We start from the raw sequence: 13,871 nt of genomic DNA on the forward strand, positions 1-13,871 counted from the left end.
GAGAACCTCTTGATCACCGAGCAGGTCCGGGCGGACGCCCGGCTGGTCTGGGCGTACCACCGCATGGAGCACGAGCCGCGACCCTGCGATGTGGTGATCGGGCTGGGCAGTCATGATCTCGGGGTCGCGGATGTGGCCGCCGGGCTGTACCTGCGGGGGCTGGCGCCGGTGGCGCTGTTCACCGGCGGGAACAGCCCGACGACCCGGGCGCGGATGCCGCGCGGTGAGGCCGTGCACTACGGGGAGCGGGCGATCGCGCTCGGGGTACCCGAGGACGCCATCCTGCTGGAACCCCGGGCGTCGAACACCGGCGAGAACATCGCCTTCTCCCGCACCGTCCTCGCCGACGCCGGTCATTCCGTCTCCTCCGTGCTGCTGGTCAGCAAGCCGTACGAGGAGCGCCGGGCGCACGCCACCGCGCGCAAGGTGTGGCCCGAGGTGGAGGTGGTCAGCGCCTCGGCGCTCGTGGACTACGACGGGTACGTATCCGCCCTCGGTGACGAACGGCTGGTCATCGACATGCTGGTGGGGACGCTCCAGCGGCTGATCACCTACCCGGCGCTCGGGTTTCTCGTCGGGCCGCCCGTACCCCCGGGGGTACGGGCGGCCTTCGAGCGTCTCTGCGCGTCGGGGTTCGTGTCGCGGCTCAGCCGTCCAGCGCGTTGAGGAAGGCCGCCGCCACCGGGCCGGCGTCGCTGCCGCCCGAACCGCCGTCCTCCAGGACCACCGCGAACGCCAGATCCCGCTCGCCGAGGTAGCCGATGATCCAGGCGTTGGTGGACAGTTCGCCGTCCGCGTTCTCGAACTCCGCCGTCCCCGTCTTGCCGTGCGGCACCCCGGGCACCTCGCGCAGCGCCGACGCCGAGCCTTCGGTGACCGTCGCCCGCATCATCGTGCGCAGCCCGTCCACCGTCTGCGGGTCCAGCGTGGCGGGGGCCTCGTGCCGTTCCGTCACGGCGTCCGGGACGAGGACCGGCTGCCGGAACGTCCCGTCCGCGACCGTCGCCGCCACCGACGCCATCACCAGCGGGCTGGTCTGCACCCGGGCCTGGCCGATGAGGGAGGCGGCCAGTTCGTTGTCGTTCTCCGCCACCGGAACGTTGCCGTCGTAGGTGGACGCGCCCACGTTCCACTCCGTGCCGATGCCGAACGCCTGCGCCGTCGTGTGCAGGGAGTCGTTCGCGAGCCGGTCGCGGTTCTCGATGAGCGCCGTGTTGCAGGAGGCCGTGAACGCCTCGTGCAAGGTGGTGTCCGGGCCCAGCTCGAACTCGTTCTGGTTCTCGTACCGGAACCCGTCGACGGTCGCGTACTTCGGGCAGCCGATGACATCGCCCGGCGTCAGGCCGCCCTCCAGCAGCGCCGCCGCCGTCACCACCTTGAAGGTGGAACCCGGCGCCAGCTGTCCGGTCAGCGAACGGGCGAAACCGTCGACGGGCCAGTCGGCGGCGGCCAGCACCTCGCCCGTCGAGGGCCGGACGGCGACGATCGCGCCCTCACGACCGGCGTCCTCCAGCGCGGCTTCGGCCGCCTGCTGCGCCGCCGGATCGATGGTCGTGGTCACCGGCTCGCCGGGCTCACCGCCCTCCCGCTCGTACAGGGTCTCCAGCGCGGCGCCCGACTCCCGGTCGGCGATGACCACGGCGGCCGACGCCGTACCCGCGAGCTGTTCGTCGTAGCGCTCCTGGAGTCCGGACACCCCGGCCCCGCTGCCGTCCACGCCGCCGACCACGGCCCGCGCCGCGTGCGCCAGTTGGCGGCTGCCCTCGGCGAACTGGAGTCCGGGCGCGGCCCGCAGGTCCTCCGCGTGCTCCTGGAAGACGCTGTCGCGCAGCGTCACCACCGGAACCGCCTCGTCCGGATCGGCTTCCGCGACGCGGTCGGCGAGCGCGTCGGTGTCGATCCCGGCGTCGAGCGCGTCCAGGGCCGCCCAGGCGGCGGGCGGATCGGTCAGCCGCGCCGGCCAGACACTCACCTCCCACACGGTGGACGCGCCGGCCAGTTCGCTGCCGTCCGCCGCGAGGACCGGCGCCCGCTCGGCCTCCCCGTGGGAGAGCACCAGCGTCTGGCCCTCGGCCAGCTCCGGGTGGACGAGGGCGGACTCCCACGTCACCTGCCAGCCGTCGTCGACCCCGCCGGGGCGTAGCACGGCCTGTGTGTCGTAGGTCCAGGCGCCGAGGCCCGGCAGGGTGAAGGTGACGGTGAACGGCACGGCCCACGCGTCCCCGCCGTCGGCCCCGTCCTCCCTGCCGTCCTGCCCGCCGTTCGCCGCGACGGCTTCGCCCGGGGCGCCGAGCGTCAGCTCCTCGGCGCGCAGATTGTTCTCCACCGACTCCAGCAGCGACCGTGCCGCCTCCGGGTCGTCCGTGTATCCGGCGGCCCGCTCCAGCTCACCGGCCGCCCAGGCGTCCAGGAACCGCTGGGCACCGGCGTTCGCCCGGTCGGCGGGGCTCCCGCCGTCGTCCCGGCGCAGCACCAGCACCACGGCTGCTGTCGCGAGGAGGACGAGTACGAGCGCGAACGCGAGCAGCCCGCTCCTCTTATATGTCCGGTTGGTCATGCGCCTCAGCATCGGCCGGTGCCGCGCGGCGGTCCAAGACACCATCGCGCGGTTTGATGCCGTTTCGGCATGGCGTCGGTCGGCGTCGGTCGGCGGTCGGTGGCCCGCCACCCACGCCGATCAGGATTCGAGAAGCCCGAACGCGCCCCGGACGGCTACCGTGAGTGGCACCGTGTACCCCCGCGACCACAGGAGCACGCCCCATGAGCAGCGCGCCGAAGTCCAGCGATCGGAAGAAGAAGACCACGTCCTCCGCGTCCTCGGGGGAGGGGTTCTCCGAGCAGGAGCGTGCGGCGATGAAGGAGCGCGCCGCAGAGCTGAAGACCGAGGGGCGCCGTGGCCGGGGCGCGGCCAAGGCGGCGGCGGAGGAAAAGGAGTGCCTGGCCAAGATCGCCGAGATGCCGGACGGGGACCGGGAGCTGGGCGAACGCCTGCACGCCATGGTCACCGAGGCCGCCCCGGAGCTCGCGCCGAAGCTCTGGTACGGGCAGCCCGCGTACGCCAAGGACGGCAAGGTCGTGTGCTTCTTCCGCAGCGGGCGGATGGACAAGGTCCGGTACACCGTCTTCGGCTTCAACGAGACGGCGAACCTCGATGACACCAGCGGCATGTGGCCGACGTCCTACGCCATCACCGACGAGCTGAGCGAGGCGGCGGAGGCCACCCTCCGGGATCTGATCACCAAGGCCGTCTCCTGACGCGGATCCCGGAGCAGTCGCCGGTGTGCGGCCGGACCTCCTCGCTCCCCGTGGGGAGGTCCGGCACCCGGAATGCGCGGTTGCCGTGGAAATACGGGTTCTCCCGGCCGGGCCACTCCTAGCGTGGTCGCGGGCCGCGCGGTGCGGCCCAGCGAGCGCGCAGACACCAGGGGGCACCATGAGCGCATACCGTCCGGACCGGCGCGGGGTACTGAAGGCGGCCGGCTCGATCACCGCAGCGATGGCGCTGGGCGGCGGTGCCGTCCTGGCCACGGCGTCGGCGGCGCACGCGGTCGGCGACGGCTTCGGGCTGCGGATCGTGGAGCGCAACGAGGACAACGCCCGGATGAAGTACTACCGGTTCGCGACCGACGCGATCCAGTGGGACCCGGCCGTCAACGTGCTCCTGCCCGACGACTATCACACCAGCGGGCGCACGTACCCCGTCCTCTATCTCTTCCACGGCGGCATGGAGGACTTCAGGACCTTCGACACGGACCCCGGGCGCGACATCCGCGCCGTGACGGCCGGCAAACCGCTCATCGTCGTGATGCCGGACGGCGGCCCGGCCGGCTGGTACAGCAACCCCGTCAACTCGTTCACCGGGCCCCGGAACTGGGAGCACTTCCACATCAACCAGCTCCTCCCGTGGGTCGAGGCGAACTTCCGCACCTACGCCGAGTACGACGGCCGCGCCGTCGGCGGCTTCTCGATGGGGGGCTTCGGCGCGCTGAAGTACGCCGCCAAGTACTTCGGCCACTTCGCCTCGGTGAGCGCCCACTCCGGGCCGGCCAGCCTGCGCCGCGACGACGGTGCGGTGGTCCACTGGGCCAACGTGTCCTCCGCCGCCGTGGAACTGGGCACCGGCACGGTCTACGGCGTGCCGTGGGACCAGGCCCGGGTCAGCGCCGACAACCCGGTGGAGCGGCTGGAGAGTTACCGCAACAAGCGGATCTTCCTGGTCGCCGGGACCAGCCCCGATCCGACCAACCCGTTCGACAGCCTCAACGAGGTGCATGTGCTGGCGGGCCAGCGGGAGTTCCGGTCCCTTCTGTCGGGCGCCGGCATCGGGCACGAAGGGCTTGAGGTGGAGGGCGGGCACTTCGTCCGCAGGGAACTGCTGGCCGACGACATCAACGGCATCATCGGCCGGCTCCGCAAGGCGTAGCCCGGCACCCCGCACCGCCTCGCCCGCTGTACGCCTCGCCCCGGCCCGCCCGAACGGCGCCGGGGCGAGGCGCGGCCTGCACCGGGCCTGCCTGCGGCGGGGCGTCACGTGAGCAGGCGCCGGCGGTAGCCCTCGGCCACCGCGGAGGCGCGATCACGCACGCCGAACTTGTCGTAGATGTGCTGCAGATGGGTCTTGATGCTCGCCTCGCCGATGAACAGCGCGGCGGCGGCCTCACGATTCGACCTGCCGTTCGCGACCAGTTGCAGCACTTCCCTCTCGCGGTCGGTCAGCGTGCCGGCGCCGGGCCTGCGCACCTGCCCCATGAGGTGCTGCATCACCGACGGCGCGAGCACCGGCTCTCCCCGCGCGGCGGCGCGGACGGCGCGCATCAGTTCGTCGGGCAGCGCGTCCTTCAGGAGATATCCGGTCGCACCCGCCTCGATCGCCGGCAGGACATCGCTCTCGCTGTCGAAGGTGGTCAGGATCAGCACGCGGGCACCCGGGGCCCGATCGCGCAGGGCCGCGGTCGCGGCGACGCCGTCCATCCCGGGCATCCGCAGGTCCATGAGCACGACATCCGCCGCCAGCGCCCGCGCGCGTTCGACACCCTCGGCGCCGTCCCCGGCCTCACCGACCACGACGATGTCCTCGGCGTCCGCGAAGGTGTCGCGAAGACCACCCCGCACGATCGGATGATCGTCGACAACGACCAGTCGAATCATCGGTCGATCTCCCCCTTCGTTCGCGTGCCCCCGGGCGCGATCGCCGGAACGCGCGCACTGACGGACACCCCGTCACCGGGTGCGCTCTGCACCTCCAGGTGACCGCCGACCCCTCTGATGCGCTGGCGCATGCTCGTGAGGCCGAAGCCGGTGCCGACCTCGTCCGCGAACCCCCGTCCATCGTCGCGCACGTCCAACAGCACCTCGGTGCCCGTGTACGACAGCGTGACACCGACGCGTGCGGCGTCCGCGTGCTTCGCCACGTTGGTCAGCGACTCCTGCGCGACCCGGAAGAGAGACACCTCGATCGCCGGGCTCAGCGGCTCCCGGGTGCCGGTGACCTCCATGTGCGCGCTGGTCCCCTGCTCCCGCGCCCACCGCTCGGTCAGCGTGCGCAGCGCGTCGGGGAGGTGCGCCTGCCCCAGCTCCCGGGGAGCGAGCGCCTGTACGGACCGTCTGGCCTCGGTCAGGCTGCTGCGCGCGAGCCGGAGCGCACGTCCCACGTGCTCCTCCGTCTCGCCCCGCACCCGCGCCGAACGCTCCGCCGCCTGGAGCTGCGTGATGATGCCGGCGAGGCCCTGGGCCAGCGTGTCGTGGATCTCGCCGGCCAGTCGCTGCCGCTCATCCTGCGCCCCGGCTTCACGGGCCTGGGCGACCAGTTGCGCGTGCAGCCCGGCGTTCTCGTGCAGGGCCGCCTCAAGCCGCTCGACGAGCGCCTCCCGCTTGCGTTCCTCCGGCTCGCTGCGCGCGGTCAGCACGATGCCCACCCCGATCGCCGCGGTCTGCACGGTGACGATCAGGATGAGCTCCGCGAGCGTCTGCGGGGTCGGGTCCTCCCACACGCTCATCGCCGCGCCGTTGAGGGCCACGGAGGTGGTCAGGACTCCGAGCACTCCCAGCGGCCACGGCTTGAGCATGTACGCGTGGAAGAAGCCCGCGACGGTGAAGACGAGGAAGATGTCGGAGTACGTCATGAGGGTGACGGACAGGGCCAGCAGTCCCACGAAGTAGAGGCCCGCCGGCACGGGCCGCAGCGTCCTCCTCCTGAGGGGCAGCGTGTGCCCGAAGAGCACCCACAGCACCGAGGCCGCGACCAGCCCGAGGACGGACGCGCCCTCGGGCCAGAAGTGTTCACCGGAGGCCGGCAGCGTCCACGAGAAGTAGACCGCCGTCGAAACCGTCAGCAGCAGCCACGGTGTGACCAGCTGCAGCAGACCCCAGACCCGCAGTTGCTCCGCCTTCCAGGCCAAGCGGGAGCGGTGCGCGCTCTCCACCTCTTCCGCGATGGCGGATGGGTGCGTCCCGGAGCCCGGGTGCTCACCGGCCCCGGCATCCCGCATCATCGACTCCTACTCCCACCGGAAGAGCTTCGCGGCGATCGCGCTCGCGGTCACGGCGATGCCCGCCATTATGGCAATGTGCAGCCAGAAGGGCTGGCCACCGGCGGTGGCGGTGACCTCGCCCGCTTCGGCGGACCACGCCGTGGTGAGAGCCTGCAGCCCGGGCGGTATGAACTCGCCGACCGTGCGCAGCACATCGGGCATGAGGGCACGGGGCAGGAAGGCCCCGCCGAAGAACATCAGCGCGACGAACAGCAGGGTGCCGGTCTGGTTCGCGGCACCGCTCGTGCGGGCCACGGCCGCGGAGATCATGCCGATTCCCAGCAGCGCCGCGTAGCCGACGACGCAGGCGACGACGAACGCCAGGGGGCGCTCGGGCGGCGCGATGTCCAGCACCGCCCACGCGAGGAGGATCGTGAGCGCGGCGGAGACGACCACCGAGGCGAACGCGACCATCATTTGCGCGAGCAGGACACTGCGCGGATGCGCGGGGGTGGTCGACAGCCTGCGCAGGATGCCGCGCTCCCGGTACGTCGCGACCACCGCCGGGATGTGCTGCACGGCGATCATCACCATCCCGAACACCAGCGCCGTCGGCGCCCAGATGTCGATGGACCGGAGCCCGCCGTTCTCCGGCGACACCTCCCGGAGCGCCGGGATGGAACCCAGCACGAGCAGGAGCCCCGCCGGGAACAGCACACCGAAGACGACGGTGGCGGAGTCCCGGAGGAAGAGTCGCGTCTCGACCTTGACCAACTTCAGCAGAGCGGGCATCAGTCCACCTCCGTGCCGGAGGCTTCCGGGGTCTGCGGGGCGCGTCCGGTGAAGGCCACGAACGCGTCGTCGAGGCTGCGCTGGTCGACGCGGAGATCCTCCGCCACGACCTGCGCGCGGGCGAGAGCCCCCGCCACGCTGCTCAGCAGCTGCCCCTGGCCGGTGACCCGCCAGCGTCCCCCGGTGATCTCGACATGGCTCACGTCGGGAAGATCGGTCAGGACACCCATGTCCAGCGGCTGGCTCACGCGGAACCGGACCTGCTGCACCGCGCTCGACCGCGCGATCAGCCCTTCCGGCGTGTCCACCGCGGCGACCCGGCCACCGTCGATGACGGCGATCCGGTCGCTCAGGCGCTCCGCCTCATCCATGAAGTGTGTGACGAGCAGGATCGTGACGCCCGTGTCGCGGACCCGCTCGATGAGGCTCCAGGTGTCGCGCCTGGCCTGCGGATCCAGGCCCGTCGTGAGCTCGTCAAGAATCGCGATCCTCGGATTGCCGACGAGCGCGAGCGCGATCGACAGCCGCTGCTTCTGCCCGCCCGAGAGCGCCTTGTAGCGCGTGTCGCGCTTCTGGGTCAGACCGAGGAGCTCCATGAGCTCGCGCCAGTCGGCGGGGTTCCGGTAGAAGGAGCTGTACAGATCGAGGGCCTCGGCGACCTTGATCGCGTCCGGGAAGCTGCTCTCCTGGAGTTGCACCCCGAGCAGCTCACGCACCTCGGCCCGGTCCTTGACCGGGTCGAGCCCCAGCACCGAGATCGAGCCCGAGTCGGGCGTTCGCAGGCCCGCGATGCTCTCGACGGTGGTCGTCTTGCCGGCGCCGTTGGGCCCGATGATGCCGAAGATCTCCCCCTCCTCGACGGTGAAGGAGACATCCTCCACGGCAACGTGCCGCCCGTAGCGTTTGTGCAGATGTCGCACGTCCAATGCGGTCATACGGCGACGCTACGAGCGCACCACACCCCGCCACATCGGCCACCGAGCCCGGGCTTCGGTTGATCCCCGCATCCACCGATCGGTGGATGCGGGGCACCCGCCGCCGGTGTCAGGCCGGGCGGACGGCGCTGTGCCAGGGCATGTAGTCGATCGACTCGACCTTGATCACATCGCCCGGCTTGGGCGCGTGGATCATCTGGCCGCCGCCGATGTACAGGCCCACGTGGCTGATGTCGCTGTAGAAGAAGACCAGGTCGCCGGGTTGCAGGTCGGACTTGGCGATCTTGGTGCCGATGTTCACCTGGTCCCAGGTCACGCGGGGGATGGTCACCCCGGCCTCGCGCCAGGCGGCCTGGGTCAGCCCCGAGCAGTCGTACGAGTTCGGGCCGGTGGCGCCCCACACGTACGGCTTGCCGATCTGGGCCTCCGCGAAGGCGATCGCGGCCTCCGCCTTGGTCGCGTACGTGCCGCCCGTGTCCGAGCCACCCGAGCCCGACCCGGAGCCGGAGCCCGACCCGGAACCGCCCGAGCCCTGCCCGGCCGCCGCGTCCGCCTCCTCCTGCGCGCGGGCGGCCTCCTCGGCCGCGGCCCGTTCCGCCGCCTCGCGCTCCAGGCGCTCCTGCTCGGCGACCCGCTCGGCCTCTTCCCGCTCCAGCCGCTCCAGCTCGGCCAGTTCGTCCTGCTCCTCCTCGGTCAGCTGCTCCAGCAGCTGCCGCGCCTCAGCGAGCTTGCCCTGGACCGTCTCCTTCTGCTCCTGGAGTTCGTCCTCGCGCACCACCAGTTCGTCCAGCGCCTCCGTCGCGGCGTCGCGCTGCTCGGTGGCCTGCGACTGCCGTGCGGTGAAGTCGGTGAGCGCCTGCTGCTGCTGTTCGCCGAGCCGGTCCAGCGCGTACCGCTGGTCGAAGTAGCTCTGCGGATCGGCCGACAGCATGAAGGTGATGGTGGACGGCATCGCGGAGCCGGCGCCCGTACGGTACTGGGCGGCGGCGTAACTGCCGAGCGTGCGGCGGGCCTCGTTGACCCGGTCGGTGGCCTGGGCCGCCTCGTCCAGCAGCTGTTCGACCAGCTCCTGCTGCGCGGTCACGTCCTCCTGCGCCGCGTTGTAGTGCTGGGTGGCGGTGCCGGCCTCCCGGTAGAGCGCGTCCACCCGGTCCTTGACGTCGGCGGCGCGGCCGGCCGCGGCCTCGGCGCGTTCGCGCTGGTCGTCGATGTCGTCGGCGTACGCGGTCTGCGACGACAGCAGGGTGGCCGAGGCGAGCGCGGCGGCGCCCATGCCCAGGGCGCCCCGGCGGCCGGCGGGGGATTCCAGGATTCCGGTACGCGGCTTGCGGTGAGTACCCAAGGCCGGAGGTCTCCTTCTGTGTCCACTTCCTCTGCCGCCTACCGGGGGATGGTGGCCCCCACGGCGCACCCGGAGTCAGCGGTCGGCGGCCCGTGCCGCCGGGACCGGCGGGCGGGGGAGCGAGCCACCTGCCGTCGCACGGTAGCCATCATGAGGGGCTCTTGTGAAGGCTGATGTGCGATATGACCGAAATCAATTTGTGACCTAGGACGGGTTTTCCCGCAGCCGGCGCCGTTCCCACAGGTTCGGGTGGCGGACGACGACGCCGCCCATGCCGCCGTTCCCGGTCAGCCGCAGCCCGGGCGTGCGCTCGTCGGGCACCACGTGCTCGGTCTTGTTCTTGAGCCCGCCGAGGTCCTCTTCGAGGTCCTGGGTGTCGATCGCCCAGCCCGCCGGAACCACCAGGGTCACCCCGCCCATCCCGCCGTGGATCTCCACCTCGGTCTCCAGGGCGCTCAGTTCGGCCAGGGTGAAATCGAGCTTGACGCCGCCCATACCGCCCCGGGCGATGATCCTGGCCGGCGCCCGCCAGTAGCCCGTCCGCTCCGCGCCGGCTACCCCGCCCTTGACGGTGAGTTCGGCCGGGACGGGGCGCGCCGCGGGGCGGGGTGCGAGCGGAGCGGGGGCCGTCGCGGGCGTGGGCGCGGACGGGCCGGGCAGATCGGTGGTCAGTGCCGCCAGCTCGCCGTAGGTCCTGGCGGTCAGCGCCCGTTCCAGCCGCTCGTCCAGCTCATCGAGATCGAGCCGGCCCTCCCCGGCTGCCTCGCGCAGCCGTTCGACCACGATGTCCCGGTCGGCGTGCGAGGCACGCAGTTCGTCCTGCGATCGGCGCTCGGTCATGAGACCTGATTGTAGGAGCGTACGGCGGTTCCGTGGACCCTCGGCCCGGCCGGGCCTGGGCCGGACGCACGGCGGGGCGGCCACCCGGCGGAGGGTCCTAGACTCGGGAGACGATGAGCGGCCTCTTTGACGACAGTGTTCTGGCGGATCTCGTACCCCCCGGTGCGGAGCCGCCGCCTCCCCCTCCCGAGGACGACCACCGCGAGGAGGAGGTCCCGCATGCCCTCTTCTCCGCGTCCTCCGAGGTGGCCGAGCGCGACCTCTGGTACCGCAACGGCGCCCCCAAGCCCGTCATGGACCCGGCGCAGCTGCTCGAAGGACTGAACGAGCAGCAGCGCGCCGCCGTCACCCACAGCGACACGCCGCTGCTCATCGTGGCCGGCGCAGGGTCCGGCAAGACCCGGGTCCTCACCCACCGCATCGCGTACCTGCTGGCCGCCCGCGGCGCCCACCCCGGGCAGATCCTCGCCATCACCTTCACCAACAAGGCCGCCGGTGAGATGAAAGAGCGCGTCGAGGAGCTGGTCGGCCCGCGCGCCGCCGCGATGTGGGTGATGACCTTCCACAGCGCCTGCGTGCGCATCCTGCGCCGCGAGAGCAAGCACCTCGGCTTCACCTCCAGCTTCTCCATCTACGACGCCGCCGACTCCAAGCGGCTGATGGCGCTGGTCTGCCGCGACCTGGACCTGGACCCCAAGCGGTTCCCGCCCAAGTCGTTCAGCGCCAAGGTCTCCAACCTCAAGAACGAACTGATCGACGAGGAGACCTTCGCCGGACAGGCCACCGACGGTTTTGAGAAGACTCTGGCGGAGGCGTACGCGCTCTACCAGTCCCGGCTGCGCGAGGCCAACGCGCTGGACTTCGACGACATCATCATGACGACCGTCCACCTGCTCCAGGCGTTCCCCGACATCGCCGAGCACTACCGGCGGCGCTTCCGGCACATCCTGGTGGACGAGTACCAGGACACCAACATCGCCCAGTACACCCTCATCCGCGAGCTGGTGGGCACCGAGGAGCCGGGCGAACTGTGCGTGGTCGGTGACGCCGACCAGTCCATCTACGCCTTCCGCGGCGCCACCATCCGCAACATCCTCCAGTTCGAGGAGGACTACCCGCAGGCCACCACCCTGCTCCTGGAGCAGAACTACCGCTCCACCCAGACCATCCTCTCCGCCGCCAACGCCGTCATCGAGCGCAACGAGAGCCGCCGCCCCAAGAACCTGTGGACCCAGGCCGGCGCCGGCGCCCGCATCATCGGCTACGTCGCGGACACCGAGCACGACGAGGCCCAGTTCGCGGCCGACGAGATCGACCGGCTCACGGACGCGGGCGACGCCAGGCCGGGCGACGTCGCCGTCTTCTACCGCACCAACGCCCAGTCCCGGGTCTTCGAAGAGGTCTTCATCCGGGTCGGCCTGCCCTACAAGGTCGTCGGCGGTGTCCGCTTCTACGAGCGCCGCGAGGTCCGCGACGTCCTCGCCTATCTGCGGGTGCTGGCCAACCCCGAGGACACCGTGCCGCTGCGCCGCATCCTCAACGTCCCCAAGCGCGGCATCGGCGACCGCGCCGAGGCGATGATCGACGCGCTCGCCCAGCGCGAGAAGATCTCCTTCGCGCAGGCGCTCGTACGGGTGGAGGAGGCGTACGGCATGGCGGCGCGTTCCATGAACGCCGTCAAACGCTTCAACGTCCTCATGGAGGAGCTGCGCACGATCGCCGAATCCGGCGCCGGGCCCGCCACCGTCCTGGAGGCCGTGCTCGAACAGACCGGCTACCTGGCGGAGTTGCAGTCCTCCACCGACCCGCAGGACGAGACCCGGGTGGAGAACCTTCAGGAGCTGGCCTCCGTCGCCCTGGAATTCGAGCAGGAGCGCGAAGGCGAGGAGGAGGAAACCTCCGGCACCCTCGCCGAATTCCTCGAACGGGTCGCGCTGGTCGCCGACTCCGACCAGATCCCGGACGAGGCGGAGGGCGAGGACAAGGGGGTGATCACCCTCATGACGCTGCACACCGCCAAGGGCCTGGAGTTCCCGGTGGTCTTCCTCAGCGGCATGGAGGACGGCGTCTTCCCGCACATGCGCTCGCTCGGCAAGACCAAGGAGCTGGAGGAGGAGCGCCGGCTCGCGTACGTCGGCATCACGCGGGCGCGCGAGCGGCTGTACGTCACCCGGGCCGCGCTGCGCAGCGCCTGGGGGCAGCCGCAGCACAACCCGCCCTCCCGGTTCCTGGAGGAGATCCCCGAACAGCACCTGGAGTGGCGCCGCACCGGCCCGCTCGCGCCGCCCCCGCCCGCCCCGGTCAGCCGCCGCCCCGCCTCCTCCGGGACGGCGACCGGCGGCTTCGCGACCAACCGGGCGCCCGCCAGGGGCGGTACGCAGCGGGAGGTGGTGGCGCTGACGGCCGGCGACCGGGTCAGCCACGACTCGTTCGGCCTGGGCCGGGTGGTCTCGGTGCAGGGCAGCGGGGACCGGGCGGAGGCGACGATCGACTTCGGCGGGGAAAAACCCAAGCGGTTGCTGCTGCGTTACGCTCCGGTGGAGAAGCTCTGAGGCATGTCGCTGTCCTGTCACAGACAGGATAAAAACCTTGTGAAGTCACCCCGGACGAGATGAGATGACTCGGCATTGCTTTCGTCATTGCCTTAGTCGTTTCGGACGTACTCCTCTTCATCACTGACCACGGAGTACGGATCACTCTCCACCCAGGGGGACTTCATGAGCCAGCCGTGGCAGCAGCCGCAACAGCCGGGCGGGTACGGCCAGCAGCCGCCGCCGAACCAGCCTCCGCCCGGCGGTGGCTACGGCCAGCCCCAGCAGCCGCCGCAGCCCGGTTACGGCTACCCGCAGCAGCCCCCGGCCGGTGGCCCCGGCGCCTACGGGCAGCCGCAGCAGCAGCCGTACGGTGGCGCGCCGCAGGGCGGCTTCCCGCCGCCCCCGCCGCCGGCTGCCGGCGGCGGCAACAAGGTCCTGCTGGCGATCCTGGCGGCGCTGGGCATCGGCATCGTGCTGTTCATCGCGTACGGCTACATCGTGGCCCAGCTGTTCGACGAGGAGTCCGGCGAGTACCCGCAGTTCACGTATGCCGCGGTGGTCATCGGCGCGCTGATCGGGCTGCCGATCGGCAAGCTGGTCCCGCGCAACTGGGGCCTGTACGCGGCGGGCGCGGCGATCGCGCTGGTCTCGATGTTCCTCGGTGAGCTGTTCGCGCTCTCGGCGATCTTCGCCGACCAGGCCGACAGCATCTCCGCCAGTGAGGCGGCCATGTACGGGATCGAGCAGAAGAGCGCCTTCGGTTACCTCTTCGGTGACTTCGGGGACATCTTCGACGCCTGGAAGGAGGCGGCGGAGGCGATCAACTGGATCTTCGTCTTCGTGGCTCCGCTGGCCGCCCTCGGTGTCGCCTACCGGGTGGGTCAGAGCCAGAACAGCTGACCGGCACCTCCGGCCCGCACGCGGAACGGCCCGCCTCCCTTCGGGGAGGCGGGCCGTT

General features: G+C 71.4%; 12 protein-coding genes. 5 read left to right on the top strand and 7 right to left on the bottom strand.

The annotated features are described in order from the left end of the window. The first annotated feature begins 9 nt into the window (after positions 1-9). Entirely contained in the window at positions 10-666 is a 657-nt protein-coding gene (locus SXIM_RS16700; protein WP_046724570.1) for a YdcF family protein, read from the top strand. Here SXIM_RS16700 and SXIM_RS16705 read toward each other — a convergent pair. Then, entirely contained in the window at positions 647-2,557 is a 1,911-nt protein-coding gene (locus SXIM_RS16705) for a penicillin-binding transpeptidase domain-containing protein (protein ID WP_107073936.1), read from the bottom strand. The two genes, SXIM_RS16700 and SXIM_RS16705, sit on opposite strands and share 20 nt — an antisense overlap. Positions 2,558-2,760: 203 nt before the next feature. On the opposite strand from SXIM_RS16705, the gene SXIM_RS16710 reads away from it, so the two are divergent. Both SXIM_RS16710 and SXIM_RS16715 read left to right on the top strand, forming a co-directional pair. Further along, on the top strand, positions 2,761-3,255 hold the full coding sequence (locus tag SXIM_RS16710) for an iron chaperone (protein WP_030729015.1): 495 nt from the start codon (positions 2,761-2,763) through the stop codon (positions 3,253-3,255). A gap of 178 nt (positions 3,256-3,433) precedes the next feature. Further along, a complete protein-coding gene (locus SXIM_RS16715) occupies positions 3,434-4,423 on the top strand; it encodes an alpha/beta hydrolase (protein WP_030729013.1) in 990 nt (329 codons plus the stop codon). A 104-nt stretch (positions 4,424-4,527) separates the two neighbouring features. Here SXIM_RS16715 and SXIM_RS16720 read toward each other — a convergent pair whose 3' ends face one another. The 6 genes from SXIM_RS16720 to SXIM_RS16745 all read right to left on the bottom strand — a co-directional run bounded on the left by SXIM_RS16720 (position 4,528) and on the right by SXIM_RS16745 (position 10,379). Then, entirely contained in the window at positions 4,528-5,148 is a 621-nt protein-coding gene (locus SXIM_RS16720) for a response regulator (protein WP_030729010.1), read from the bottom strand. Beyond that, entirely contained in the window at positions 5,145-6,491 is a 1,347-nt protein-coding gene (locus tag SXIM_RS16725; RefSeq protein ID WP_107073937.1) for a sensor histidine kinase, read from the bottom strand. Before SXIM_RS16725 ends, SXIM_RS16720 begins: the two co-directional genes overlap by 4 nt. A 6-nt stretch (positions 6,492-6,497) precedes the next feature. Then, positions 6,498-7,262 carry an ABC transporter permease gene (locus SXIM_RS16730; RefSeq protein ID WP_046724574.1) on the bottom strand — a complete coding sequence of 255 codons (765 nt, stop codon included), beginning with the start codon at positions 7,260-7,262 and terminating at the stop codon, positions 6,498-6,500. Continuing rightward, positions 7,262-8,197, bottom strand: a complete 936-nt coding sequence (locus SXIM_RS16735; RefSeq protein WP_043177071.1) for an ABC transporter ATP-binding protein — start codon at positions 8,195-8,197, stop codon at positions 7,262-7,264. Before SXIM_RS16735 ends, SXIM_RS16730 begins: the two co-directional genes overlap by 1 nt. A gap of 109 nt (positions 8,198-8,306) precedes the next feature. After that, positions 8,307-9,539 carry a C40 family peptidase gene (locus SXIM_RS16740; RefSeq protein WP_030729001.1) on the bottom strand — a complete coding sequence of 411 codons (1,233 nt, stop codon included), beginning with the start codon at positions 9,537-9,539 and terminating at the stop codon, positions 8,307-8,309. 204 nt (positions 9,540-9,743) lie between these two features. Continuing rightward, on the bottom strand, positions 9,744-10,379 hold the full coding sequence (locus SXIM_RS16745; protein WP_030729000.1) for a DUF1707 SHOCT-like domain-containing protein: 636 nt from the start codon (positions 10,377-10,379) through the stop codon (positions 9,744-9,746). Positions 10,380-10,492: 113 nt separating this feature from the next. Here SXIM_RS16745 and pcrA point away from each other — a divergent pair, with 113 nt between their 5' ends. Continuing rightward, positions 10,493-12,931 carry a DNA helicase PcrA gene (gene pcrA / locus SXIM_RS16750; protein ID WP_046724576.1) on the top strand — a complete coding sequence of 813 codons (2,439 nt, stop codon included), beginning with the start codon at positions 10,493-10,495 and terminating at the stop codon, positions 12,929-12,931. A 165-nt stretch (positions 12,932-13,096) separates the two neighbouring features. After that, the gene (locus tag SXIM_RS27740; RefSeq protein WP_053116225.1) at positions 13,097-13,813 is read left to right on the top strand and encodes a hypothetical protein; all 717 of its coding nucleotides are present in this window, start codon (positions 13,097-13,099) and stop codon (positions 13,811-13,813) included. The last annotated feature ends 58 nt before the right edge of the window (positions 13,814-13,871 follow it).

This window comes from Streptomyces xiamenensis, assembly GCF_000993785.3.
Lineage (GTDB): Bacteria > Actinomycetota > Actinomycetes > Streptomycetales > Streptomycetaceae > Streptomyces > Streptomyces xiamenensis.